Raw genomic sequence first — 26,421 nt, 5'->3', positions numbered from 1 at the left:
CCTTTCCTCCTTGTCAATTCCTGCTTCCTGCACTGTACAGCACAGGGTATTCTGCTTTTTATTATACTGCGCCCTCTGCGCTTCCGCAAGATCGGGCCGGAAGGACTCCAGGTACAACATGCTGCTCACAGCTTTCCTTTTGGCCTGGCAAATCGTCAAGCGCCGGGTACTCTCTCCTTCTCCCAGGCAGGTATTTCAGAATCGCATCCAGCTGCTCCCGTGTATATTTCCCACTGCGCATATGGCTCTTCAGACTGTTCAGGAGACGGTTCTCAGGCGTATGAGCGCAATGTCTTGGAGCCTGTCCGTCATGCGACTCGATATAAGACAAAAAGGCGGCATATATCATCTGTGCTTTGTCCGCATTCTTCAGTCGCAGCTGATCGAGAATCTCAAGCTGCCGGGCAGAGAAGCGGCCCATCCGGTACAGACTGGTCACCCGGGCAGCCAGCCTGCCTTCATAAGGACGCTGCGGCAGCTTTCCCTTGTGCACATGAAGGGGAAAACGGCCGTTTTCCGCATAAAATGCCATGGCCTCTTCAAAGGTTTCATCCGGTGTCCTGCGGCGCTGCCCCTTCTTTTTCTCTGCCGCCTCTTCCATTCTTTTTTGTTGCTCTGATTTCTCCGGCTCTGCATATTTCTCTGAAATGCGTGCAGTCATTTCCGCTCCAAGATACTTCTCTGCCAGTCTGCACAGGTCATACTCCCTGCGGCAGCGCCGCCTCCGTACCGGCGGCCGCCCCTGCTCTCTGCAAAACGTCTCGTATTGCTCCTGCACAAAGCTGCAGGCATCACCGCCAAGATAATCCACATGCTCCCGCAGCTGCCGCGACAGCAGCTGATACGGCGCGCGGAGCTTCAGAATCTGCCTGCATTCCTCCGGACTAAAGCTGTGCAGCCTCAGGTAACGCAGCATATTGCTTTCCAGCTTTCCTTCCCTGCCCTCCGCCCTGTAAAATGGCAGCCGGCCATTCTCCGCGATAAAAACACGGTATTCCTCCACAATCCGTTCCCTTATGCGCCGATGGGAATATTTTCTCTGCAGCTCCTGTATCTTTTCCTGCTGCTCCGGGGAGAAGGTCCCCCTCTGAAGCCGGTGGCTTACCCTGCCTGCCAGCGCCTTCTCTTCCTCATCTCCGGCATCCATGCCCGGAAGCCTCTGTTTTTCCTCCACAAATGCTATATACCGCTCATACAGCTCCTCTGCCAGAACCGGATAATTGGAAGCCTTCCCGCGGATCCGCTCATATTCCTCCATCTGCTGCCGGCCAAAGCTCTTCCGCTTCAGACACCTTTGAATTTCCCGATACAGCCTCGTCTCCTCCGGCGGGCCAGCCTGCTGTCTCGGAAGCATGCCGTACCGCTCAAAAAAAGCCTGCATATCCTCATAAATCTGCCCGAAAGGCCGTTCCTCCTCCAGCAGCCCGTACTGCCTGCGTACAGACGCAAGCCTTTCAAGCTCTTCCTCGCTGAAACGCTGCTCCCTCACGGCCGTCGTAAGCCGGTCCTGCAAATGATTCTGTTCCCCGCGATGAGGCGCGTCTCCGTGTTTATGGAGATAAGCGATATACTCTTCCAGCAGCATCACATACCGAAAGGATTTTTTGGAGCTGCGCCGTGCCTGATGCATGAGCTTCTCCGTCATTTCCGGCCTGTAATCAGTTCCCAGCATGCGGTTCAGAAGCAGGAACAGGCGGAGCAGGAGCTCCTGCAGATTTTCAAGACTGTAATTTCCCGGCGCAGAAAGCTCATACAGCCGTTCCCGCGGCAAAAGCTGCGGGCAGCCAGCCTCCCGGATACGGATGAGAGCATGCTGCGGTTCTGAGAGAAACAGCCCATTAAAGGTATCATCTCTAGCAGGATCCTGATGAAAAAAAGCGCCGTCATACTGGATTCCGATTTTCTTCCCTCCGGCAGAAAATACAATGTCACACTCCCGGCCCTGTATCCTCTGTTTTCGGGCGTCAGGAAAAAAATCACGTAAAACCAGCAGCAGGCACATCTCTGGAAAAGACGGGCTTCCGCTGCAGGCCGGACAGCCGGCGCCCCGCAGAAAATTATTGGGCGTAGGAAAATATTCATGCCAGTTACACGCCGCGGAATTATGCCGTATACGCACCGGCGTCTTGCTGTTGATATAAGAAGAAAGTACCGTGTACTCTCCTCCATACATCTCCTGCACTTCCCGCACGAAGGTCTCATGGCTCTTAAGACATTTGGAAGAGCGGCAGGTCCTTGCCTGATCAACCAAGGCTTCTATCTGAAGCCGCAGCAGCCTGCCGGTACGCATTTTCCTGGTCTGCTTTCCATACCGGACAGTGATAAAATTCCCTGGGTGATATTCAAGAATTTCGAGCTCTCCGGAAATGCTGCCATACACAAAGGGAATCCTGCAGCCTGCCGTCTGTTTCCAGTCAATCCTCTTCTGGCTCCCATACTTTCTAACCGGCAACGCCGAAAAATCCCCCTGGCGTTCCATATTCTGTTCCATATCTGCCTCCTTCTGCCCGCCTTACAGCGCCCGGCGCCAGCAGCATTTTCAGTCGGAAAGGTCTTCCGTTCAACACAAAAAAACCTGTTCCGCCGGAAACCTCTCTCAACTGGAGGCTCCTGCCAAACAGGTTCTTTTTACATGCAGGAGATGGGACTTGAACCCACACAGCCTTGCGACTACAGGCACCTGAAGCCTGCGCGTCTGCCATTCCGCCACTCCTGCAGCTATGTAACTCAGAGCTTCTCCGGTTCTCCGGAAGAAACCCAAATGCGGAAGATGGGACTTGAACCCACACGGCACGAATGCCACAAGATCCTTAGTCTTGCTCGTCTGCCAGTTCCGACACTTCCGCAGATGACAGCTGTCTGTCACCGCGCTTCCTCAGCGCGCTTGTATATAATATCATTTACATATTAAAAAGTCAAGCGGTTTTTTTAATCTCTGCAAAAAATTTTTTCAAAATTTTTGCTGTTTCTTTAACACTGAAAAATGTAAAAAAAGTGTTGACATTCGTTCAAAAATTCGGTAGAATACTATCTGTTCGCAGGAGTGGCGGAATGGCAGACGCGCAGGCTTCAGGTGCCTGTAGTCGCAAGGCTGTGTGGGTTCAAGTCCCATCTCCTGCATCTGAAAAGGGATGCGCTGCATCCCTTTTTTGTATCCCGAATCGTTCTGTTATCTCTATCCATCCCTATCGCCGTCAAATCTCATCTTCAGACATCTCCGGCTCCTCTACACATGGATCACCTTATGCCCTGCCGCCTTCAGAAGACGGTTCATAATCGCCGGGCCGATGGAGGCTTCCTCAAAGGACTCGGAATAGATGCAGTCCACATCCGTCTCGTCAAAGTCTCTCAGAACCTCAAACAGATGCATGGCAATCTCCTCCTCATGCCGTCTTGCCCCGAGACTGAAAACCAGCCCCTTCGGATAGCGGGAAGCCGTCTCGTCTGTGGCTATGATGCCGACCCTTTTTCCTTCCGCTTCCTTCTCCTCCGTCATACGGTTGATCGCCGCAATCACCTGTTCCGTCTGTCCCTCCACGACGGCCAGATCTGCCCGCGGCGCGTAATGCCGGTACTTCATGCCCGGAGCCTTCGGCTTTATCCCGGAATCCGGAGCGATGATGGCCTTATCCACCTCCAGCGGCCCTATCTGCTCCTCCATCATCTCCCTTGTGACTGCTCCGGGACGGAGAATCACCGGAGGCTCGACGCTCATGTCCACAATCGTGGATTCCAGCCCTATAACGGCCTGGCCGCCGTCCAGAATCATCTCGATCCGGCCGGACAGATCCTCCTCCACATGGCCCGCCGTCGTCGTGCTGGGCCGTCCCGACACATTGGCGCTGGGAGCGGCTACAAAGCCGCCTGCGGCTCTGATAAAGGCCGCGGCTATCCGGTCGCTGGGCATACGCACAGCGACCGTGCCAAGGCCGCCTGTGGTGGCCTCCGGCACAAGCTCATTTTTGAAAAAGATCATCGTGAGCGGCCCGGGCCAGAAGGCTTCCATCAGCTTTTCCGCCTTTTGGGGAACCTCCCTCACAATCCGGTACAGATCACTTTTCTCTGCAATATGCACAATCAGCGGATTGTCAGAGGGGCGCCCCTTCGCCGCATAGATTTTCCTGGAGGATTCCGGATTCAGGGCGTCGCCGCCCAGCCCGTAGACTGTCTCTGTGGGAAAGGCCACAAGACCGCCCTCCCGGATAATCTGGCCGGCCTCCTGAATGATATTCTCATCTATCCTGCTGTAATCCAGCTTTCTGATTCGCGTCTCCATACTTCTCTCTCCATCTGCATTCTTTTCCGCATAAAAATCAGGGACTTACCAAAGTCCCTGACAGTAGTCATCCTGATACAGTACCACTGTACCATGTTCTCTTGTCTTTTTCAAGTCTATCACCCGCTGATTCGCGCTGCCCCGGTACAGAAGGGTCAAATCCCGCTCCTCCTCCCGGTATGGACCGTCCACCAGCAGATCCGCCAGCTCCAGAAGCTCCAGAACCGCCGGCCGCTTCCTCCCGATTTCCAGAAGCCGCTCATAGGTATAGCCGGAATACACCATCAGATGCTTCCCCATCGCCTTAATCTCACGCCCCAGGGCGCACAGCGCCTCCGGCTGGCAGAAGGGCTCCCCGCCCGAGAACGTCACCCCGCCAAGCAGCGGATTGCTTCTGATCGCCTCCAGCAGCTGCTCCGTATCCGCCGTATAGCCTCCGGAAAACTCATGGGTCTGAGGATTGTGGCAGCCCGGACAGCGGTGGGGGCAGCCCTGCACAAAGATGGTGTAGCGGATCCCCGGGCCATCCACAATGGAGTCCTCCACCGTTCCCGCCAGCTGAAGCGGAGGAAATTCCGCCTGCGGCGAGGCTCCTTCTGCATGCCCGCTCTCTGCCGGGCTGTATTCCTGATTATAATCCATGCTTTACCCTGTCACGCTCCTCTGCCCGCTTTGCGTCGTTGAACCGGTCTGTGGTTCCTACCAGATAGCCGGTAATCCTGCGGATGCGGTCAAACTTCACATTTTCTCCTACCATTCCATTGTTTGGCATTACTCTTCCAATCATGTCTTTTCCTCCTTATTTCCCCTGTTCGTTCATGTCTCTGTCTGTATGTGAAGCAGGAAGCCTCCTCCCGCGCCTCCATTCAGTGTGTCGGATCCGCATATACGGGCGTATCCGGGTATTTTCTGCGCAGCTCCCTCAGCCTTTCCACCGGAACCGCCTCTCCCTCGCGCCGTCCGCAGCGGGGGCATACCTCATCGATGACGCCGGTGTAGCCGCAGACCGGATCCCGGTCTACCGGGTGGTTCACAGAGCCGTAGCCCACTCCCGCCTCCTTCATGCAGCGGATCACCGCCTCGAAGGCTGCCGGGTTTTTCGAGGTATCGCCGTCCAGCTCCACATAGCTGATGTGGCCGGCGTTGGTCAGCGCATGGTAGGGCGCCTCCAGGCGGATCTTGTCGAAGGCCCGGATCGGATAATAGACCGGAATATGGAAGGAATTCGTATAATATTCCCGATCTGTGATTCCGGGCAGCTCGCCAAAGCGCTTTTTATCGATGCGCACAAACCTGCCGGACAGGCCCTCCGCCGGCGTGGCAAGCAATGTAAAATTCAGCCCCGTTTCCTCGGATTTTTCATCCATCCTCTTCCGCATATGGCCGATGATTTCCAGGCCCAGCCTCTGGCTCTCCGGGCTCTCCCCATGATGCTTTCCGGTCAGCGCCACCAGCGTCTCCGCAAGCCCGATGAAGCCCACGCTTAAGGTCCCGTGCTTCAGCACCTCCGCCACCGAATCATCCACATCCAGCTTATCCGAATCCAGCCAGATGCCCTGTCCCATCAGGAAGGGATAATTTCGCACCTTCTTTTTGCACTGGATCGCAAACCGGTGCAGAAGCTGGCGGCAGGCCAAATCAAGCATCTTGTCCAGGCTTTCATAGAAGGCCTGAATATCGCCATGGGCCTTGATGCCAAGCCTCGGAAGATTGATGGATACAAAGCTTAAGTTCCCGCGGCCGCAGGTGACCTCTCTCGACGGGTCATGGTGATTTCCCATCACGCGGGTCCGGCAGCCCATGTAGGCCACCTCTGTATTGTAATCCCCTTCCTTATAGTACTGGAGATTGAAGGGGGCATCCAGAAAGCTGAAATTGGGAAACAGACGCTTCGCGGAGGTCCGCACCGCCAGCCGGAACAGATCGTAGTTCGGGTCGCCGGGATTGTAATTGACCCCCTCCTTTACCTTGAAAATCTGTACCGGAAAGATCGGCGTCTCTCCGTTTCCAAGGCCGGCGTCTGTAGCCAGCAGCAGATTTTTGATGACCATACGCCCTTCCGGCGAGCAGTCCGTGCCGTAGTTTACAGAGCTGAAGGGCACCTGGGCTCCCGCCCTGGAATTCATTGTGTTCAGATTGTGGATCAGGGCTTCCATAGACTGATAGGTCTCCCCTTCCGTCTCCTTCAGAGCCATATCCACCACCACCGCATGGGCCTTCCGCATATCCTCTGCCAGCAGAACCCTCTCGCCGCAGAGAATGTCTCCTCCGTTTACCCAGTCCTCCAGCTTCCTTCCGTATTCATCAGCCGTACCCATGCGGACGCCGGTTCCCAGCGCGTTTTTCATCTTCTGTATGAACTCAGAAGCCGTCTCTGCATCCACGTCAAACCTGACGCGTATATATTTTTCCATGGCCTTAAAATATTCCTTACAAAACGTCCGGACCACTCCGTCTGCCATAGCATAATCAAAATTCGGAACCGACTGGCCGCCGTGCATCTCATTCTGATTCGCCTGAATCGCGATACAGGCCAGAGCCGCATAGCTTTTGATGGAATTGGGCTCCCGGATATAGCCGTGCCCGGTGCAGAAGCCGTCCTTGAAAAGCTTGATCAGATCGATCTGGCAGCAGGTCTCTGTCAGCATATAGAAATCCTTGTCATGGATATGGATGTCTCCGTTGATATGGGCCGCCGCGATATCCTTGGGCAGAATATAGTTGTCCACGAAATAATTGGCGCCCTCAGAACCATATTTCAGCATTGTTCCCATCGCGGTGTCCGCATCAATATTTGCGTTCTCCCGCTTCATATCGGCGTCTGCCGCGCTGCTGAAGGTCAGCTCCTGATAGATTTTCACCAAATCCGCCTCAGACTTGCGCACCTTCGTATGCTCCGCCCGGTACAGAATGTATGCCTTCGCCGTCTTTGCAAAGCCTCCCGCGATCAGCTTTTCCTCCACAATATCCTGTACCTGCTCCACCTCCGGGATGCTGTCCTTCGGAATCGCGCTTATGATCCCGTCCACCAGCTCCTGAAACTGCAGGGGAGAAATCGCCTCGATCTGAGCCGCCTCGTTGGCCTTGCGTATGGCATTGCGGATCTTCTCCGCATCGAAGGGCACCGGCGTGCCGTTGCGTTTCTTGATAATCTCCGGGTAAATCACCCTCTTTGTCCCGTCCATAAAAATACCCTCCCCTGTACTACAAGATATAGTGGCGTTCTTTTTCTCGCTATACTATATAAGGTAGCACAGAGGAGGACAAAATGCAATACTATCTTTTACCTTTTTCAAAGCATCGTAAGAGTATCCACAAACTCTTCATAACTCTGACAGCTCAGCGCCTGCTCCAAATTATGATTTTCCAACAGCAGCACAATCAGATTATCAAACACCTCATGAAACATTGTCCTGTCCTCTCTGTTTACCGCAAAAAGCAGAATCAAATTCACCTGATGTTCGTCCCAGGCTATTGGTTTTTCGCTGAGTAAAATATAAATCCCTGTTCGAAACGCGTTTAGAGCCAGGGCATGGGGAACTGCAAGGCGTCCAAACGCTGTGGTAGAGTGTTTTTCTCTTTCTTTCACTTCTTCCCTGAAAGAAGGTCCCACATACCCCAGCCCTTCCATCCTGTCAATCATAAAGCTCAGAATTTCCTCCTGGGTAAAGTGAGAATCATTACGGCAGAATAACTCCGGAGAAGTCATCTGAAGCAGCATACTCTTCAGGCTTTCCCTCTTCCGTTCTCTGTGAATTTCAAATATTTCCCTTCGAATATTTTCCAAATCATTAGAACGCAGAAACGGGTTCACTGTCACTACATGCTCCCATCTGCCGGGCTGAAGAGTTACAGTAGAAATAATAAGATCCGCCGTCTTCACTGCTACCAGCTCCGATACATTTGTAATAATAGACCGAATTAAAAGTGAATCCGAAAATTCTCTGCTAATTTTTTCTGACATGACATCTGACATATCATAATACTGTGGACATACCAGTACGCAGATAAGCCGCTCCTTCTGTTTTTGATAATTTTCCAGATTTCCTCCGATATGCAGAGCAATATACGCAATCTCATCTTCATCCACGCGAAAGCCTGTCATCCGGCTCAGGCAGCAGGCTACTCCTACCGCACATTCAAAGATCAAAGGGCAGCTGTTTTTAATATGATCTGTCAGCGGATTCTTTGTTGTATAATGATTTCTCAGACGCAAAAGCAGATTATGAATGTGAATCGCAAATTTTACTACAAACTCTTCGTCTGTCGTATCAATATAATAATTTTCATTCAGATACTCCAGCACATGCTCCACGATTTCCATACTTTCCAATGGAACAAAGGTCCTTATATTCTTCTGATTCAACGCATTAACATCTACCTTGAGCAGATGGCTCAGGATCAGCGCCGCCAGTTCCTGAAGTTCCAGACCCGTAATGGATACGGAAAATGTCTCTTCTATACACCAGGCAATGGAGTTCACCAGTTCCATGTCTTTCGCGGCAAACTGTCTGTTTTCTGCAATATGTGTACGGAAAGTACAGTTTTTTCTGATCCTCTCCATACTGATAGAAATATCAAGAACCAGGTTTACCATTGCATAATCATTAATATAGTAGTGGTATCTCTTGCATTCTGACAGAATGATATTTCGCAGTTTCTCCAGATCATAATCCGGAAAAGCTCTTTGAACCAGCTCCAAACTTACGATATTTTTATTGAATTCCTCATATAAAATGGCGCTCAAAAGCTTTCTTTTATCTAGTTCCCTGCCCTCCAGCCTGATAACCGAATTAGCCACGCTTATGTAAAGCCCGTATTCCTTGGCTTTTTTACGTGCTTTTACTACATCCTTCCTAAGAGTCTCATAGCTTACGAAAATCCGTTCCCCCAGCTCGTACAGATCCACTCCCTGTTCTGTATCTCCGGACAAGAGTTCCGTGAGAATAAATCCTACCCTCTCTCCCGGCGTCTCCGGCAACTGGCTATTTTGCCTGCTCAGAACCTTTTTTGCCTGTTCCCTGTGAATACGGTAACCATTTTTTGATGCCTCAATCAGATTTTCTTCCTGATAATTGATCTCACCAATATAATTTTTTATGCTCCTGTCTGAAACCTGCAACTGTTTTGCGAGCTGCTTTGCCGTCATCCACTCGTTCTGACTCATAAGCACCTTCACGAGTGCCAGGTGTTTTCCCCTCATTCGGCCTTCTCCTTTCCTGAAGTATTCAAAATGATTACTGCGCTTAGAATGCAGATGATTCCAGCCATCCCGAAGCTGTCTATATGCTCTTTCAGAAAAATGGCGCCCAAAACAGATGCCGCCGCAGGTTCTATGGATGCTATAACTGCTACCCGGCTGGCTTCCGCATATTTCAACGCTAGATTATAACATAGATAGGAAATCACATTGCAGACTAAAGCCGCTCCTACCATGCCAATCCCAGCCGCTGGATTCTGGCATACGATTTCTGCCGTTCCCCTAACATCCGCAAACAGGCAGCCACCGCAAGCAGCGAACAGAAAAGCATAAAACAATACTGTCGCCGCATGATATCGCTTTAGAAGAATTCCCGCTACGATACTGTAAGAAGCATATCCGGCGGCAGCGCAAAACCCCCAAAAATACGCCGATGCCTGATATGTCAAAAATCCTGACATAATTCCAGATACAAAAGCACAGCCAACCACAGAAAGTACGACCGCTATTCCTTTTCTCCATGTGATTTTTTCTCGAAAACAGACGCACGAAATCACAGTCACAAAAGCCGGGGACGTATAGAGCATCACGGCTGCAGCAGACATAGAAGATTTTTCGATAGCAATTCCATAGCTCACATTAAACAGCAGCAAACAGAGAAGGCCGGCCGCTAGAAGCCCCGGCAAATCCCTAAGCCGTATTTTCAAAAGCTCTCTCCTGGTAATCAACAGGTAAACACCTGTAAAAAGCGTCGCTATCAGGAATCTCCCCACTGTCAGTTCTACTGAATCGATCCCATATCTTTTCATAAAATGTACAAACAAGCCAATGGTTCCCCACATACAGCCTGAGGCTCCTGCTAAAAGGACCGCTTTTTTCCTTCCTGCATCCATACTCACCTTTTACGCTCCCCCGTAAAACAATTCCTGGTCCAGTGGCATGATCTGTTTAAAGCAGGCCATGCCACTGGACCAGGGCGCCGCTTTTAAACAGCGGCGCCCTGGCTCTACCTGTCTAGTTCAGTTCTCTGCCGTTTGAAGCTATAACCTTTTGATACCAATAAAAGCTGTCCTTTCTGGAACGAGCTCCGCTGCCCTGCCCCTCATCATCCTGATCCACATAAATCAATCCATAACGCTTTTTCATCTCAGCCGACGAACAGCTCACAATATCAATTGGTGTCCAAAGCATATAGCCCTTTAATGGAACTCCGTCCTGTATCGCTTTTTTCATCTGAATTATATGCTCTCTCAGATAATCAATCCGATATCCGTCATGTATACTCCCATCCTGTTCCGGTACATCCACTGCTCCATATCCATTTTCCGTAATGTATATCGGCACTCCCGGATAACGTTCTGCATATTTATTTAAGTTAATCCGGAGTCCCACCGGATCAATTTCCCATCCCCATTCAGACACCTTTAAATAGGGATTTCTGCTTTTATCCATCGGTGCAAAGGTGTTTTTTGAAGCATCATTGATTTTTGTATAATAATAGCTCATTGACAGAAAATCCATCGGATACTTCCGAAGCAATTCCTCATCTTCCGGTCCAAAAGTCAGGTGAATCTGATTTTCTTCAAAATACCTGAATGCATAGGGTGGATAGAATCCTCTTAGCTGCACATCCGGAAAGAAATACTGCATCTGGTTTTTCAAATGATTAAAAAGCATATCCTCAGGTCTGCATGTAGCCGGATAAGCCAATTTATCACTGAGCATGGTTCCCACCTGAAGCCCTTCATATTCTTCGGATGCTCTTTTTGCCATAGCACAGGCCAAAAATTGATGATGAACTCCCTGATACACCGCTTCGTCAAAATTGGAGGCCTTATTTCCAAGTATGCCCAGTGAATTAAATGTCAACAAATTAATCTGATTGAAGACAATCCAATATTTCACTATTTTATGGTAACGCTTAAAAAGCGTTCTGCAGTATCTCTCAAAAAACACTGTCAGGTCTCGGTTCATCCATCCCCCGTATTTTTTTACCAAGTGAATGGGCATCTCATAATGGGAGATTGTCATAAAAGGCTCCATCCCATGAGCTTTGACAGAAGCCAGCAAACGATCGTAGTACTGCAGTCCCTCTTCGTTAGGCTCGTCATCGTCTCCGTTTGGATAGATGCGGCTCCAGTCGAAAGAGGTTCGAAAAGCCTTCAGGCCCATTTCTTCCATCATAGCCAAATCTTCTTCATATCTGTGGTAAAAATCAATCCCTTTCTGTTTTGGATAATACAGTTCAGAGTCAAGCCTCAGTACATCCTCATCATTTCGAATCGCTGCATCCTCTTTCCTGTCATCACGGTTATGCACTTTCCGATAAGGATGAAAATCTGCGATAGACATCCCTTTTCCACCCTCACCAAAGCCCCCATCGGCCTGGCTGGCAGCAATAGCGCCTCCCCACAGAAAATCCTCCGGATATTCATGCCGTATATGATACATTCTGCTTCTCCTCTGTTCTCTGTTCAAGTACCTGCATTCTCCTGTCCATATCCTGATACAATGCAATGATCTTTTTTGCCAGATTCATTTCTGAAAAGATAGTCATAACTGTATCCTGCGCATGCGTAAACAAAAGAGAATACTCATATTTTGTTCCTGCCGCTTCTGACTGTATTACGCTTGTCTGAAACACATGAGCCTGCCTGAGCTCCTCCTTAGCCTCAATCAATTCTTTCTGGGCCTCTTCATACCTCCCTTGCCCAACTGCATCCAGCGCTTTCATAATCAGTTCGCGCGCATCCCCCGCATGGAGAATCATCTGCATGGCCACCTCCGCGACCTGCTCTCTTTGCTCTTCATAATCTATGTTTGTCTCAGCCATATTTTCTCATGCACCTCTATTCACTCTGTTATGTTGTTTTATCTATATTGCTTTTTTATTCGTTTTCCGCCATTTCCAGCTTGAGCTGCTGTTTGTCATATGCCTTAAAGAACGGGAAGTAGATTAATGCTGCCACAGCGAGATTAATGGCCGTCAGCACAAGACCAGATACGCTATGATTTACAAGCCAGGAACTGATAAATACCGGACAATACCACATATTAAACACTTCTGTTGGGATAACTACAAGGCCGGTAACCTGAGCCAGATAAGTAATCAGCGGCAGTACTATGGCGGTAATCCACATAGGAATCATTAGAATCGGATTCCACGCAACGCATCCAAATACAATTGGCTCATTAATATTTAAAACACTTGGCACAATCGCAGCTTTTCCCAGTGCTTTCAATCTCTTAGATGCAGCAAACAGAAGCATAATAGAAAGCGGAAGGGTCGCACCTCTTCCTCCAAGGCTCAGCCATGCATAAGTAGCTTCGTTCGTAAAAGGCTGCGTAGCTGCCAGACCACTGGCTACGGCTTCGGCATTCGCTGTAATAGCCACCAGCACGATCGGATTAATAATAGGCTGAAATACCCAGCCGCTGATTCCCATGGAATACAGAATAGTTGGAATCAGATAAAGAAGAATCATTCCCACTGGAGACTGAGCAATCGCATTCAGCGGTGAGAAGAAATTTACAATAGCCGTATACATGTCGAAGCCAAGCTGAATTACCAGCAGCCATCCAATCAGTACCACAGTGGCTATCGGCAGCATCGAATCAAACCATTCTTTTACGAAATCCGGCATAACAGAATCTTCTTTAAAGAATGTAAATTTCTGATATAAATTCATAATAAAAGCCGTAAAAAGACCAGCTACGATAGCTACAAACATCCCACCTGCTCCAAAGGCGGAAAACTGATAAATATACCCCGCGTCTGTAATCTCCGGATTTACAAGGATCATAAATAACGCAATACCTGTAAATCCCGCAATAATTTTCATCTTATTGTTCTTTTTCAGTTCCAATACATAGTATGGAATCAGAAACACCATAAACAGTGAAATCAGGCCGAAGGTATAGCTGCTGATGCTGCTAAGCACCGGAAGGGACGGAATAAAATTCCGGATTACGTTATAGACTGTAATCAGAGAGCCCACCAATACCATAGGCAGAGTTTTGATAATTGCTTTCTGCATGGCAGACAGCCATGCATTATTTGTCAGATTTTCCATTTTCGGAGCGACCACATCGCTCATCCAGTTCATGAATTTTTCCATTTGTATTCTCCCTCATTATAACTCACTCGTTTACCAGCTCCAGTGCCTGCTTCAATACAGACTCTCCATCCAGGGTCGCATAATATTTACGGTCTATAATAGATGCCTTCACCCCATAGGGCTCCACCTCATTCAGGATCTCTTCAAACTTATGCTTTAGATGCGGCCCAATCAGTAATACACCTACGTCCTCGATATTCTCCATAATTTCCGTATCGCTTACTGCCTTTATGGAAATATCCAGTCCCTGCTTTTGTGCGGCCTTTCTCATTTTCTGAGCAATAAAGCCGCTGGAAGCTCCGGCTCCACAGGCCAGAAGTATATTTTTCATTGTCCTTCTCCTTTCATTTTTCACAGATCTATTTTTGATAATCCCATTATAAAAAATAGCCTTTTTCACTGCAAATCTTCGATTTCACTGCCCCTGTGCAAAAAAATACCTCAAAAAAACAGACCGCTCTTCTATTTGAAAAGCAGTCTGTCTCTTCATTCTCATTTTCAAACTTCGAGTACTTAGAGCCTTTAAGGCTTTTGAAATAGCCAGCTCTCTCTCGTTTATCTCGCCATCCGGTAGATTTCGGCCATGTCGTTTCTGTCCAGCTGCTGTACGCCGCCGATGGTGCGCTTGTCCATATGGCTGCACTTGTAAGCCAGCTCTTCGATCTGGTCATCTGTAAGCTCCACGCCCAGCTCCGAAATGCTCACCGGCATATGGATGGAACGGAAAAAGGCTTCCATAGCTTCGATCCCCTCCAGCACAGTCCTTTCCGGATCTGCATAGTCATAGGGAACGCCCAGCACGTCCACCGCCAGCTTGGCAAAGCGGGCCACATCGGACTTATAGACATAGCGGGCCCAGCTTCCCCATACGGCTGCCAGTCCGGCTCCGTGGGTCACATCAAACATGCCGCCCAGCTCATGCTCCAGCTGATGGCAGGCCCAGTCGCCTGCACGTCCGCAGCCGGTCAGGCCGTTGTGGGAAAGGCTGCCCGCCCAGAACACCTCAGAACGCGCCTCGTAGTTCTCCGGATCCGTCAGAAGGACCTTAGCCTGGTGCATCACGGTCTTCAGCACGCCCTCTGCCAGATAGTCCGTCAGCTCCGTGTCCTTCTCATGGGAGAACCACCTCTCCAGCGTGTGCATCATGATATCCACACAGCCGCTCATGGTCTGATACTCCGGAAGCGTATAGGTCAGCTCCGGATTCATAATGGCAAAGCGCGGACGTGAGAGATCACAGTTGCAGCCCCGCTTCAGCCAGCCATCCTCATTTGTAATTACGGAAGAATTGCTCATCTCGCTTCCCGTGGCTGCCAGGGTCAGCACGACTCCCACCGGAAGCGCGTCCTGCGGAACCCGTATTTTCGCGTAGAAGTCCCAGACGTCCCCGTCATCCCTGACGCCATAGGCAATCGCCTTCGCAGAGTCGATGGCGCTGCCGCCTCCCACTGCCAGAATGAAGTCTACGCCCTCTTTTTTGCAAAGCTCAATCCCCTGATACACAAGAGAGAGACGGGGATTCGGCACTGCGCCGCCCAGCTCCACATGAGGGATTCCCTCCTTGTCCAGAGAAGCCAGCACCCGGTCCAGAAGGCCGCTGCGCTTTACGCTGCCGGTTCCGTAATGGACGAGCACCTTGGTTCCCTTCTGCTCCTTCACGAGCTCTCCTGCCCTGTTCTCCGTGTCTTTTCCAAAAACCACCTTTGTCGGTGTGTAATACTCAAAGCCCTGCATAGAAATGATTCTCCTTTGCCGTTTTCTTTTTATTATAGCGAAAAGGAGCCCCGCACACAAGCGGAACTCCTCTGCTTTTCTTAAATATTCACCGGGACGCCCTGCCTCCCCGGCCGGCTGTCCGCATATTTTTACTCATACCGCAGCGCTTCTATGGGATTCATCTTTGCCGCCTTGTTGGCTGGATAATATCCGAAAAATACGCCAATCAGAATCGAGAAGGTTACAGAAAAGATAATGCCTCCCACTGAAGGACTGGCTGCATAGCCCAACAGGTTTGTAGCCGCCGCCGCAAGAAGCAGTCCCATGGCGATTCCAATAAAGCCCCCAGTCAGACAGATCACAATAGACTCCATGATAAACTGCAGGCGGATAGAGCCATTCGTCGCTCCCAGCGCCTTCCGCGTTCCAATCTCCCGGGTACGTTCGGTAATGGATACCAGCATGATATTCATGACGCCGATTCCCCCCACCAGAAGGGAGATTCCCGCAATTACCGAGATCGCGATGGACACGGTGGAAAGCATATCCGTCATGGAGGATACCATGCTTTCCATACTGCTGGCCGTCACTTCAAAGCTGTCGTTGGACCGGTAATAGTTATTATTAAACCAGGTCTCCAGCTCATCACACAGTGCTGTGGAATCCACACCGGTAGCAGTCACGATCGTAAGCTGGGAATAGCCTGTGCTGGAGTGATTCTGCTCCCTGGCTGCCTCCAGGGGAAGATATACGGTCGTAGTCACATCCTCTTCCGATTCTGTGGAAAAACCGGAATCGTCATACTCATAGACGCCGACGACCGCATAGGTATAATAGCGGTTGCTGACATAGATATTGATTTCACTGCCAATCGCCGCGTTATAATCACCGCCGAAAAGATTATCCGCCACCCTGTCGGACACCAGCACTACCTTTTTCGCGTTTTCCTGATCCCGGTCTGTCAGCGTTCTTCCTGCAAGCAGCGTCAGCTCCTCGTACTCCAGATAATCGGAATTTACGCCGGTAATGGTTACATTCGCCGTGAGATCGCCATCCTCTGCCGTTCCGCTTCCGGCGGATTCGCTTAACAGAATGCTGGCGGCAGAATCCGAGAACTCTTCCTGCATGGCATCCAGCATTTCATCTGTAATATAATCATCGTCCGACATTTCGCTGCCCCTGGATACGCCTGCAAATACACGCCCATCAGAGGTCACCGTATCTTCCGTACTTTTCTGGGAAACTCCCAGCGTAATGTTGTTGACCCCCATGTCCTCCATAGAGCTGGTCACGGAGGTGCTGATGGAATTGCCTACGCTCATGATCGCGATCACGGACGCGATGCCGATGATGATTCCCAGCATTGTCAGGAGCGCCCGCATCTTATTTGCCAGAAGGCCGCTTAAAGCCAGAAGAATATTTTCACCAATCAGCATACGGCGCTGCCCTTCCTTTCTCCGATGATTTCTCCATCCTTCAGCGTAATAATGCGCTGGGTCTCTTCCGCCAGCTCATTGGAGTGGGTAATCAGAACGATTGTCTTTCCCTCCTGCTGGTTCAGCTGATGGAAGATATCCATGATCTTCCGTCCTGTTCTGGAGTCCAGGGCTCCTGTAGGCTCATCCGCCAGGATGATGGACGGGTTGTTGGTCATGGCGCGGGCGATGGAGACTCTCTGCTTCTGGCCGCCGGAGAGCTCGTCGGGCTTGTGAGTCATACGGTCCTGCATCCCTACCATTTCCAGATAATGCTTTGCCCGCTCCTGCCGCTCCTTCTTTCCCACTCCCGCATACATCATCGGAAGCTCCACGTTCCGCAGGGCGCTGGTCCGGCTGATCAGGTTGTAGGTCTGAAACACGAAGCCGATTTTCTGGTTCCGGATGCCGGAGAGCTCCTTATCCTTTGCCTTGGCGACGTCCACGCCGTCCAGAATATATTCTCCTTCTGTGGGCCGGTCCAGGACGCCGATGATATTCATCAGCGTCGTTTTCCCGGATCCGGAGGCTCCCACAATCGACACAAATTCCCCTTCCTTTACGCTTAAGTCTATGCCGTGGAGGATTTCCAGTTCATTGGGCTGCCCGATGTAAAAGCGCTTGACGATTCCTTTCAGTTCAATAATATTTCTGCCTGCCATGCCCTCACCTCCTAAAAGCCGCCCATACCGCCGCCTCCGGAAGGCATTCCGCCGCCCATGCCTCCGCCGCCTCCGGAAGGCATTCCGCCGCCCATATCGCCGCCGGCTTCAAAGGTTCCCATTCCTTCCTCCTCTGTTCCGCCTTCTGTACCCGCGCCCGTTCCGCTCTGTACAAGAGGCGTGCTCAGATAAACCGTCATTCCTTCCGAAATTTCATCGCTGCTGACTTCGATGTAATAATCCGTCTCGATGCCGGTCTCCACCACGACTTCCTTCCGTTCTCCATTGTCATCCACATAGATGACGCTCTCTCCCGCTTCATTGGTCTGCACGCAGTCATAGGGCACTGCCAGCGTATCCCTGCTTTCCTCCAGCGCTATGCTGACAGAAGCCGTCATGCCGGAGCGCAGCTTATCCTGAGGCTCGTTTATGGTGATCTGGATCTCGTAAGAGGCTGTGCCGCTGGCAGAACCCATCGTCTGCCCGCTTGTTCCCACCGGAGACACATAGGTGACTTCACCTTCCAGCTCCTCGTCTCCGATGGAATCTGTCACAATGTAAGCTGTCTGTCCTTCCTCGATATCCACCACATCATATTCATCTACCGTAGCTTCCACAATAAAGTTGTGAACGTCCTGAATTTCGTAAATAGTGCCGCCGGTAAAGACGCCGCCTTCCTCCACATTCAGCGCTGTAATGGTGCCGGTCATGGACGCGTATACCGTACAGTCTTCCAGCTGCTCCTCATAGCTCTCTATCTGATTCAGCCCGTCATCTTCGGTGATAAGCTGCTCTTCCAGCTGAGCCCGCTCATAAGTCTCCTGGGCCTGCTCTACCGTCGTATCATACTGCTCCTGCACGCTCTCTTTCTGAGACTGCGCCTGTTCATAAGCGCTGTAAGCGGATGAAGAATTCGCCTGGGCCTGCTCATAGGCCGTCTGGGCGTCGCTTATGGCTTTCTCCGCTGTCTCATAGGCAGATTTCGCGGAATCATAAGCCTCCTTCTCATCCGAGCAGCTTTCCGGAATCGTGGTAAGGGAATTCAGATAGCCTTCCAGATCAATGATCTGACTTCCTTCTGAGGAAGCTGAATTTCCTGACTCTCCCTGTTCTTCAGAGCCAGTAGAACTGTCTGCCCCTGTATCTGAGGATTCCGCAGCCATAGCCTCTTCCAGAGCGTCCGTCAACGCGGCCGCCGCGTTATCATACGCGCTTTTCAATGCTTCCGTGTCGTACTGGCTCTGTACCTCGTTCAGCGCGCTCAGGGCGGCTTCCTCCGCTTCTACTGCGTCTTCATAAGCGTTTCTGTAGGCATCTCTTGTATCTCTGGCATCCTGCAGAGATTCCTCCGCTTCTTCCACGGTTTCCGTATACTGTGTCTCATAATTATCGAGCGCATCTATCTGCTGGTTGACTGCGTAATTATTCTGCGCGTCTGCAAGGGCGCTCTCGATATCCGAGGAATCAAAGGTGCAGATGATATCGCCTTCCTGTACCTCGTCTCCCACCTCTACATAAACTGCCGTCACTTCAATATTTTCCAGTGTCATAGTTCCTGACTTTCCTTCTGCCGTGGCAAGCGTGCCCGTCACACCGATGGAATTTGTCAAATCCATCCTCTCGACAGTGTCTGTCTCCACTGTCATGGTCTGCTGCATCTGAGGCCTGCGGCTCCTGCTCTGCCAGACAGCCAGCGCCACGATGGCCGCTATCAGAATCAGGACAATCAGCACGGTCAGAATTTTGTGCTTTTTCGCAAAACGCCCGATGCGTCTTCCCGCACCCTTTATCCCTCTTCCTACAGCTTTCAGAAACCGGAGAACGGGATTTTCTTTTTTGGGCGCACCGTTGTCTGAATACGGTTCCTCCGAACTCTCTTCTTCCTGCAGCGTTTCTTTCTGAAACAGTTCTTTCAGTTCCTCACCTTCCTGGTTCTTTTTCCTGGATTCCCACAGTTTCACAAACAGCTCCTCTTAATTCCCTTATTTTTACAGGTTTTAGCCTGATCCATGCCGGGTTGCGGCTTGGACCAGGCTTTGTCCTTCCATTTATTGTTAAAATTAATTATAAAAAAATATTGTGTTCGTTTTTTGTTGAAGCTGTGATTTTTCTGTGTCCGGATTATGAGCTTTCTGTGTTTTATATACTGCTTTCCGGACTGGCTGCAGCTTCCGCGGCCGTTCCGCCTGCGCGCCTGGGCTGCTGCTGGGTGATGCAATGGATATTGCCGCCTCCATAGACGATTTCCCGGGTATCTACCCCCACCACCTTCCGCTCCGGGAAGATGGCCTGAAGCTGGGAAAGAGCCAGCGCGTCATTTTCATCCCCATACTGAGGCACGATAACCCCTCCGTTTACCAGAAGGAAATTGGCGTAGGAGGCGATGCAGAGTTCGCCAGCCTTCCGGGGTTTTGCGGTTCCGGATACCTGGAGCTGAAAATTCTCTCCGATGCGTACCGGCCGCTTCGGACAGCAGAGCTTATGCACCTTCAGCCTGCGTCCCCTGGCGTCTGTCATGGTTTCCAGAGCCCGGTACGCCTTATGCGCCGCTTCATAAAAGGGATGATAAGGATTCTCCGTCCAGATGCAGACCACCTCGCCGGGCCGCGCGAAGCAGGCCACGTCATCCACATGGCCGTTCGTCTCCTCCGGATCAATCCCGTCCGGCAGCCAGAGCACTTTTTCCAGATTCAGATATTCCTTCAGCTTCTCTTCGATCTCCGTTTTCGTCAGGGACGGATTGCGTCCGGGGCTTAAAAGGCACATCTCCGTCGTCAGCGCCGTTCCCTCCCCGTCCACATGAAAGGAGCCGCCCTCCAGCACAAAGCCTTCCGTCCGGTAGGAGTCTGCCCCTGCCAGTTCACAGATCTTCTCTGCCGTCCGGTCGTCCTTATCCCAGGGGAAATAGAGACCGTCCACCAGGCCTCCCCAGGCATTGAAGGTCCAGTCGCAGGCCCTGAGGCCGCCTTTTCCGTCAACTAAAAAAGACGGGCCGACGTCTCTGGCCCATGCGTCGTCTGAGGAAAGCTCCAGCACTGTGATCTCCGGCGGGCACATGGCCCGGCAGTTCTCATACTGCCCGTCCGAAGCCAGCATGGTGACCGGTTCAAAGCGGGAAATGGCCTCTGCCACCTCCGCAAAGGCTCTCTGGGCAGGCAGGGCTCCGTTTCTCCAGACGTCCCCTCTCTCCGGCCAGATCATCCAGATTCGTTCCTGATCCTCGTATTCCCCCGGCATCCGGTAGCCGTCCTTTTTCGGTGTGGAATTCCAGATTCTATTTGCCATTTTTTCTTCCTCTCTTTCTCTGACGCAAGCGTCCCGGAACACAGTTCCTGTGCCCGGGACGCCCCTGTTATCTGTTATCTGTTATCTGTCATTGACCATTCCTATTTTCCGGCTCAGCCTTCTCCGTGGGTCATGAGAATTCCGTACAGTTCCGGCCTTCTGTCCCGGAATACGCCCCATTCCCTGCGCCGCAGGGCAGCCTGATCCAGGTCAAAGGTATGGACGAGCACCGCCTCTGTAGTTCTGTCCGCCTCTTCCACAATCCCTCCTGTCTCATCTGCTATAAAGGAAGAGCCGTAAAAGGTCATGGAGCTTTCTCCCTCTGTCTCCGTGCCGATCCGGTTGGACGCAAGCACGGGAACCAGATTGGCTGCCGCCTGTCCCTGCATGCAGCGCTGCCAGTGAGCCTTTGAGTCAATTCCCAGTGTGGGCTCCGAGCCGATGGCCGTGGGATAGCAGAGCAGTTCCGCTCCAAGAAGGGCCATGCTCCGGGCTGCCTCCGGAAACCACTGGTCCCAGCAGATTCCCACACCGATCCGCCCGTATCTGGTATTCCAGACACGAAAACCCGTATCCCCGGGCGTAAAATAAAATTTTTCCGCATAGGGCAGGCCGTCCGGTATATGGGTCTTTCGGTAAACGCCCAGGACGCTTCCGTCGGCGTCCAGGACAGCCACACTGTTGAACGCTGTATTTCCGTAGCGTTCAAAAAAACTGACCGGAATCACAGTCTCCGTCTCCTTTGCGAGGACGGAAAGCCGCTTCACGGCCGGGTTCTCGGAGAGCGGCCGGGCCAGATCCATATATGCAAAGTTCTGCGTCTGACAGAAATACTGCGTCTCAAACAGCTCCTGCAGAAGAATGATCTGAGCTCCCTGCTCCGCCGCCTGCCGGACCAGGTCTTCCGCTTTCTGCAGATTCTCTTCCCGGTCTTGGGAACAGCCCATCTGGGTCACTGCCGCCGTCACCTTTCTCATATTGTTTCCTCCTGGTCTTTGTCCCTGTCCGGGCATTCCGGGCAGCGCCCGGATATTTCGGGCGCTGCCCGGCTTTTCAGCCCAGACAGCTCTCAAAGATTTTTACAATATCCTCCGCGCCAAGATGATAATAGGAGCGCGCAGCGATTCCGCTGACCTCCACAGCCTTCTCTGCCATCTCCCGGAAATGCTCTGGGCCGATTCCCACTTCAGACAGGGTGGACGGAAGGCCGATCTTACGGAAAAAGCTTTCCGTGCAGCAGATTCCCTCTTCCGCCGCCTGGTAATCGTCCTCAGCCTCCACATCCCAGACCTGTCTCGCATAGAGCGCGAAACGGCCTGCGGTCCGGTCACAGAGCACGTACCGCATCCAGGCGGGCGTCAGAATCGCCAGTCCTGCTCCGTGAGTGATATCATAAAAGGCGCTGAGCTGATGCTCCATGGGATGACAGGACCAAGCCCCGCCCTTCCCTGCTGTCAGAATATGGTTAAGCCCCAGAGTGCTGGCCCACATCAGGTTCGCCCTGGCCTCGTAATTCTCCGGCTCCTCCAGCGCCACAGGACAGTAGCGGATGCAGGTCTTTAGAACCTCTTCGCTGAGCCGGTCCGTCAGCCAGGCTGTATCGCAGGGCTGGAAATACTGTTCCAGCACATGGGACATGATATCGGCAGTTCCAGCTGCCGTCTGCGCAGGCGGAAGGGTGTAAAGATATGTGGGATCGCAGATAGAAATCTTTGGATAGAGCACATCGGCTCCCATCTCCAGCTTCTCATTCGTCTCCTCATTGCTGATGACGGCGCAGTTATTCATCTCGGAACCTGTGGCACAGATCGTCAGCACCACGGCCAGCGGCAGCGCCTTCGTGATTTTGGTCCGGTCCAGCACCAGATCCCAGGGATCGCCCTCATAATACGCTCCGCAGGCAATGTTTTTGGAGGCGTCGATGCAGCTGCCTCCGCCCACCGCCAGTATGACATCGATCTGCTCTTTTTTGCAGATCTCCACGCCCTTCCGCACAGAAGTAACCTTCGGATTCGGCTCGATGCCCGGAAGCTCAAAGATCTCAAACTCCTTCAGAAGCTCCTGCAGCCTGTCATAGAGGCCGGACCTTTTGACGCTTCCTCCTCCGTACACCATCAGAATTCTTTTTCCGTATTTCCCAAGCTCCTCCGGCAGGCAGTCTGCCTGCCCCTTTCCAAAGCGGATATCCGTGGGAGCATAAAATCTGAAATTATTCATGAAAACCGCTCCTTTTTCTCTTATTTTCGCGGCCGGAGCCCTGTATTCTTCTATATCTTCGCGTGAAACCGGTCGTACTGCAGAGGACTTAAATCCACATCTGTGCTGCCGGTCCGGATCAGCTTCGCCAGCTGATCGCCCACCGCCGGCGAGATGCCAAAGCCATGGCCGGTAAAAGCGCAGGCTGCGTAAAGGCCGGGAATCTCATCCACGGCGCCCAGCACCGGCACCCCGTCCGCGCTCCGGTCGCTCCAGCCCGCCCAGGTCCGGACGATCTTGGCGTCCGCCAGTTCAGGAAAATATTTCATAATGCCACGGCAGATGCAGGGGGCCGTCCTGCTGCTGGTGACCGGCGTCCCGTTGTCCTTATAAAAGGGCTCCAGCCCGGAGGAACCGCCGAACACAAAGGAGCCGTGCTTCGTCTGGTGGCCGTAAAAGTCCGCGTCCGCCGTGCCAAGCATCTGATCGAACATGGGGGCTTCTGCCTCAGTCACAAGGGCCTCCAGAAGAGAGCCATCCATAGGCACGTCGATGCCCACCGTTCCGAGAATCTCCCGGCTGTGAAGGCCGGCAGCCACCAGCACCTGTTCTCCCTCATATACGTTATTCGGCGTAATCACCCTTCTGATTTTTCCTTTTACTGTCCGAAGCTCCGTCACAGGCTCCCCGGTGATAAACCGCGCGCCCAGCCTGCGGGCCATCTTGTAGAAGCCAAGTGTCGTGGTCAGAGGATTGGCGTGGCCGTCCGTGGGACACCAGCTTGCCACGGTTACTTCATGGGAAAGATGGGGATTGATACGGCGCACCTCGTCGCCGTCAATCATGCGCACATCCAGGCCGCAGGCTCTGGCCCGGTCCGCAAGGCCCTCCAGTATCTCTCTGTGCTTTTCCGTCTTCCCGAGACGCAGGTTTCCGTCCTGATGGTATTCACAGTCCGTCTCCAGCTCTTCCGACAAGTGGGGCCAGAGAGTCCGGATACCGTACATGGCCAGAGGAAGCTCCCTCGGGTCCCGGCCCGACTGGCGCACGCCGCCGCCGTTCCGGCTGGACCCGCCGTTTCCGATGTGATCGCTGCCCTCCAGCACAATCACGGAGGTTCCTTCCTTTGCCAGATAATAGGCCGTGGCGCAGCCGATGACTCCGCCGCCTATAATGATCACTTCCGCGCAGTTACTCATCCGCTCCATCCCCCTTTCCTTCCTTTGCAAATACCCGCATTTCGATGGGACGCACAGGCGCCCGGGATGTGGCAGGCTCCAGCTCTGCCGGGGATACGCCCAGCTCCCGGGCCACGATTCCCTTCACCAGCTTCGCGCAGGTCTGGCCCTGGCAGAGCCCCATGCCAGTCCGCAGATACCGGCGGATCTCTGTCAGCGTAAACATTCCGTCATGGACCGCCTGGCGGATCTCTCCTTTGGTAATCTCCTCGCAGCGGCAGATGATCCGGTCGTCATCCGGCTGAGGAACCATCGGCCCCAAATCTCTTGATCTGTCATTTACCTGGTTCATGCACCCACCCCGCTTTCCGCAGCCCGGAAGAACCGGGCCTTCATGGCATATTCTTTCGGAATCCGCATGGTCAGAAGCCGGGTCTGGTCAAAGGCTTTGGCGGTCTTGACCTCCAGCACCTCCGCCTCGCAGACCGGCTCTCCGTTTCTTCCCAGAGCCGTGCCCTTTGCGCCCTTTTCCGGCGCCGGAAGGAATTCCCAGGGCAGCGTCACTGTGGCGGAAGTCTCGTCATAATCCTCGTTCAGCAGAAAAATCGCCTGCCCGGAGCAGGAGGCCACGCACATCCCGCAGCCGATACAGGGATGCTCCCCGTCCACCACCGGAAGAGAAGTAATCTTTTTCCCCACCTGAATGCAGCCCTTCGCGCAGGCGTCCTGGCAGGGATTGCAGGGAATGTTCTGAGAACACTCAATCACCGGATGAATCCCTTTGCGGCGCGTCACACCGGGATACTTTTCCACCTCTTCATCCAGGAGATATCCCTTCCGCAGAAGATTCATGGAAATATCCACGCCCTCCTCTGTCTTTTCCAGAAGCTTTCCCCTGTTCTCCGGGGCAAACATTCCCTGGCGGAGCTGAGACAGGGAAGCCCGGTACGCGCTGCTGGCCTCTTCCAGCTCTTCCTTTGTTATAAAACCAAGACGGCAGGCCGCTGCCGCCCCGGCGATCCGGCCTTCGATCATGGCCGAGCTGGCCTCCTCAATGCCGGACACATCTCCGGCCGCGAAGATTCCCGGCACACTGGTCTCCCCATAGGAATCGCAGACAGGCACCTGGCCGCCCTTTTTCGGATTGTCCTCCATCCGGCAGCCCGCCATCTTCAGAAGCTGGGACATAGGGGAAAGGCCCACTGCCAGACAGATGGTATCCACATCAAAATGCTTCTCGGTTCCGGGAATGAACTGGAATTTCTCATCTACCTGCGCAATCGTCACTCCGGTCACATGATCCTCTCCCTCTGCCTTCACAATCGTATGAGACAGATAGAAGGGCACGCCCGTCCGGGCCACCTTGGCCGCGTGGACGCCGTAGCCGCCGATGCGGGGCGCCGCGTCCACAAGAGCAGCCACCTCACAGCCGCACTGGAGAAGCTGAAAGCTGACCACCAGGCCCACGTTTCCGCTGCCAAGCATCAGAATCCGTTTTCCGGGGCGGACGCCGTGAAGATTCATCATGGTCTGGGCTGCGCCTGCGCCGATGACGCCCGGCAGGGTCCAGCCCTCAAAGGTCACCATGTTTTCTGAAGCGCCGGTGGCCGCGATGATGGCGTCCGCCTTATAGTGGCGGATCTCATCTCCCAGACGGACCACTGCCTCTTTATCCAGGTAAAGGCCGATCACCACCGCGTTCAGCACGACTTCCACGCCTGCCGCGTCGGCTTCCGCAAGAAGCTGGCGGCCGATGGTAAAGCCCCGGAGCTTTGCCTTATGCTCCCTGGAGCCGAAGAATTTATGAATCTGCTTGAACAGCTGGCCGCCCGGCTTCCCATTTTCATCAAATACCGCCACATGAAGCCCCCTCTTTGCCGCCTCGATTGCCGCGGAGAGACCGGAGGGTCCTGCCCCGATTACAATCAAATCATACCGTTTCATAAATCTCCCTTCCTTTCCGCCGCTTCCTGCTCCGCGAAAGGCTCTGCGCCCACGCCGTACTGGGTCTGCACCTTCATCCCCTCCTTAAGAGGCGTGATGCAGGTGCGGATATTTGGTTTTCCGTCCACAATCATGACGCAGTCCGTACAGCGCCCGATGGCGCAGAAGATTCCTCTGGGCTTATGCTCCTTTTTTGTATACCGATGGACCATGACTCCCGCCGCCTTCAGGGCGGCAGCCACAGGCTCGCCCTCGTATCCGGTAAGCTCCTGCCCATTGTAGGTAAAGACCACCGGCCTTCCTTTCTCCGGTTCTCCCAGAATCGGATGCTGATCTATTCTTGCTTTCATTTCCGCTCTCTCCTCCCGGTT

Annotated in this window: 22 protein-coding genes and 3 tRNA genes; 1 reads left to right on the top strand and 24 read right to left on the bottom strand. The window is 52.7% G+C overall.

What is annotated here, in order from left to right:
- Positions 1 to 61 precede the first annotated feature (61 nt).
- The 3 genes from B5E77_RS11795 to B5E77_RS11785 form a co-directional block, all read right to left on the bottom strand.
- Positions 62 to 2,491, bottom strand: a complete 2,430-nt coding sequence (locus B5E77_RS11795; protein ID WP_087165558.1) for a hypothetical protein — start codon at positions 2,489 to 2,491, stop codon at positions 62 to 64.
- A 142-nt stretch (positions 2,492 to 2,633) separates the two neighbouring features.
- Positions 2,634 to 2,716: transfer RNA gene (locus tag B5E77_RS11790), tRNA-Leu, on the bottom strand.
- Positions 2,717 to 2,762: 46 nt separating this feature from the next.
- Positions 2,763 to 2,846: transfer RNA gene (locus tag B5E77_RS11785), tRNA-Leu, on the bottom strand.
- Positions 2,847 to 3,037: 191 nt separating this feature from the next.
- Here B5E77_RS11785 and B5E77_RS11780 point away from each other — a divergent pair.
- A tRNA-Leu gene (locus B5E77_RS11780) sits at positions 3,038 to 3,120 on the top strand.
- A gap of 106 nt (positions 3,121 to 3,226) precedes the next feature.
- Here B5E77_RS11780 and B5E77_RS11775 read toward each other — a convergent pair.
- The 21 genes from B5E77_RS11775 to B5E77_RS11675 all read right to left on the bottom strand — a co-directional run bounded on the left by B5E77_RS11775 (position 3,227) and on the right by B5E77_RS11675 (position 26,400).
- Positions 3,227 to 4,276 carry an L-threonylcarbamoyladenylate synthase gene (locus tag B5E77_RS11775; RefSeq protein ID WP_087165557.1) on the bottom strand — a complete coding sequence of 350 codons (1,050 nt, stop codon included), beginning with the start codon at positions 4,274 to 4,276 and terminating at the stop codon, positions 3,227 to 3,229.
- A 45-nt stretch (positions 4,277 to 4,321) separates the two neighbouring features.
- The gene (gene nrdG, locus B5E77_RS11770) at positions 4,322 to 4,918 is read right to left on the bottom strand and encodes an anaerobic ribonucleoside-triphosphate reductase activating protein (RefSeq protein ID WP_087165556.1); all 597 of its coding nucleotides are present in this window, start codon (positions 4,916 to 4,918) and stop codon (positions 4,322 to 4,324) included.
- On the bottom strand, positions 4,908 to 5,063 hold the full coding sequence (gene nrdD / locus B5E77_RS11765; RefSeq protein WP_143468627.1) for an anaerobic ribonucleoside-triphosphate reductase: 156 nt from the start codon (positions 5,061 to 5,063) through the stop codon (positions 4,908 to 4,910). Before nrdD ends, nrdG begins: the two co-directional genes overlap by 11 nt.
- Positions 5,064 to 5,142: 79 nt before the next feature.
- A complete protein-coding gene (locus B5E77_RS11760; RefSeq protein ID WP_087165555.1) occupies positions 5,143 to 7,461 on the bottom strand; it encodes an anaerobic ribonucleoside triphosphate reductase in 2,319 nt (772 codons plus the stop codon).
- Between the two features lie 107 nt (positions 7,462 to 7,568).
- On the bottom strand, positions 7,569 to 9,479 hold the full coding sequence (locus tag B5E77_RS11755) for a BglG family transcription antiterminator (RefSeq protein ID WP_087165554.1): 1,911 nt from the start codon (positions 9,477 to 9,479) through the stop codon (positions 7,569 to 7,571).
- Positions 9,476 to 10,369, bottom strand: a complete 894-nt coding sequence (locus B5E77_RS11750; RefSeq protein WP_087165553.1) for a DMT family transporter — start codon at positions 10,367 to 10,369, stop codon at positions 9,476 to 9,478. Before B5E77_RS11750 ends, B5E77_RS11755 begins: the two co-directional genes overlap by 4 nt.
- A gap of 121 nt (positions 10,370 to 10,490) precedes the next feature.
- Positions 10,491 to 11,927, bottom strand: coding sequence for a glycoside hydrolase family 1 protein (locus B5E77_RS11745; RefSeq protein WP_087165552.1), 1,437 nt, complete (start codon positions 11,925 to 11,927; stop codon positions 10,491 to 10,493).
- Entirely contained in the window at positions 11,908 to 12,309 is a 402-nt protein-coding gene (locus B5E77_RS11740; protein WP_087165551.1) for a PTS lactose/cellobiose transporter subunit IIA, read from the bottom strand. Before B5E77_RS11740 ends, B5E77_RS11745 begins: the two co-directional genes overlap by 20 nt.
- 55 nt (positions 12,310 to 12,364) lie before the next feature.
- Positions 12,365 to 13,594, bottom strand: coding sequence for a PTS sugar transporter subunit IIC (locus B5E77_RS11735; RefSeq protein WP_087165550.1), 1,230 nt, complete (start codon positions 13,592 to 13,594; stop codon positions 12,365 to 12,367).
- 22 nt (positions 13,595 to 13,616) lie between these two features.
- Entirely contained in the window at positions 13,617 to 13,925 is a 309-nt protein-coding gene (locus B5E77_RS11730; protein ID WP_087165549.1) for a PTS sugar transporter subunit IIB, read from the bottom strand.
- Positions 13,926 to 14,149: 224 nt separating this feature from the next.
- Positions 14,150 to 15,328, bottom strand: coding sequence for an iron-containing alcohol dehydrogenase (locus B5E77_RS11725; protein WP_087165548.1), 1,179 nt, complete (start codon positions 15,326 to 15,328; stop codon positions 14,150 to 14,152).
- Between the two features lie 131 nt (positions 15,329 to 15,459).
- Positions 15,460 to 16,746, bottom strand: coding sequence for an ABC transporter permease (locus B5E77_RS11720; RefSeq protein ID WP_087165547.1), 1,287 nt, complete (start codon positions 16,744 to 16,746; stop codon positions 15,460 to 15,462).
- Entirely contained in the window at positions 16,740 to 17,447 is a 708-nt protein-coding gene (locus tag B5E77_RS11715) for an ABC transporter ATP-binding protein (RefSeq protein WP_087165546.1), read from the bottom strand. The genes B5E77_RS11720 and B5E77_RS11715 overlap by 7 nt, the downstream gene beginning before the upstream one ends.
- Before the next feature lie 11 nt (positions 17,448 to 17,458).
- The gene (locus tag B5E77_RS11710; RefSeq protein WP_087165545.1) at positions 17,459 to 19,408 is read right to left on the bottom strand and encodes an efflux RND transporter periplasmic adaptor subunit; all 1,950 of its coding nucleotides are present in this window, start codon (positions 19,406 to 19,408) and stop codon (positions 17,459 to 17,461) included.
- 178 nt (positions 19,409 to 19,586) lie between these two features.
- Complete coding sequence (aguA, locus tag B5E77_RS11705) at positions 19,587 to 20,732, bottom strand: agmatine deiminase (protein WP_087165544.1); 1,146 nt, start codon at positions 20,730 to 20,732, stop codon at positions 19,587 to 19,589.
- A gap of 113 nt (positions 20,733 to 20,845) precedes the next feature.
- Entirely contained in the window at positions 20,846 to 21,709 is an 864-nt protein-coding gene (gene aguB, locus B5E77_RS11700) for an N-carbamoylputrescine amidase (RefSeq protein WP_087165600.1), read from the bottom strand.
- Positions 21,710 to 21,785: 76 nt separating this feature from the next.
- Positions 21,786 to 22,949, bottom strand: coding sequence for an iron-containing alcohol dehydrogenase (locus B5E77_RS11695; protein WP_087165543.1), 1,164 nt, complete (start codon positions 22,947 to 22,949; stop codon positions 21,786 to 21,788).
- A gap of 50 nt (positions 22,950 to 22,999) precedes the next feature.
- Complete coding sequence (locus B5E77_RS11690; RefSeq protein WP_087165599.1) at positions 23,000 to 24,127, bottom strand: NAD(P)/FAD-dependent oxidoreductase; 1,128 nt, start codon at positions 24,125 to 24,127, stop codon at positions 23,000 to 23,002.
- On the bottom strand, positions 24,120 to 24,458 hold the full coding sequence (locus tag B5E77_RS11685) for a (2Fe-2S)-binding protein (RefSeq protein ID WP_087165542.1): 339 nt from the start codon (positions 24,456 to 24,458) through the stop codon (positions 24,120 to 24,122). The genes B5E77_RS11690 and B5E77_RS11685 overlap by 8 nt, the downstream gene beginning before the upstream one ends.
- Positions 24,455 to 26,050: an FAD-dependent oxidoreductase gene (locus tag B5E77_RS11680; RefSeq protein ID WP_087165541.1), complete on the bottom strand. Its 1,596-nt coding sequence runs from the start codon at positions 26,048 to 26,050 to the stop codon at positions 24,455 to 24,457. Before B5E77_RS11680 ends, B5E77_RS11685 begins: the two co-directional genes overlap by 4 nt.
- Positions 26,047 to 26,400 (bottom strand): (2Fe-2S)-binding protein, encoded by a 354-nt coding sequence (locus tag B5E77_RS11675; protein ID WP_087165540.1) that lies wholly within the window; start codon positions 26,398 to 26,400, stop codon positions 26,047 to 26,049. Before B5E77_RS11675 ends, B5E77_RS11680 begins: the two co-directional genes overlap by 4 nt.
- Positions 26,401 to 26,421 lie beyond the last annotated feature (21 nt).

The organism is Lachnoclostridium sp. An131, from assembly GCF_002160825.1.
Classification (GTDB): domain Bacteria; phylum Bacillota; class Clostridia; order Lachnospirales; family Lachnospiraceae; genus Laedolimicola.
This window is presented reverse-complemented; position numbering and strand designations above follow the sequence as displayed.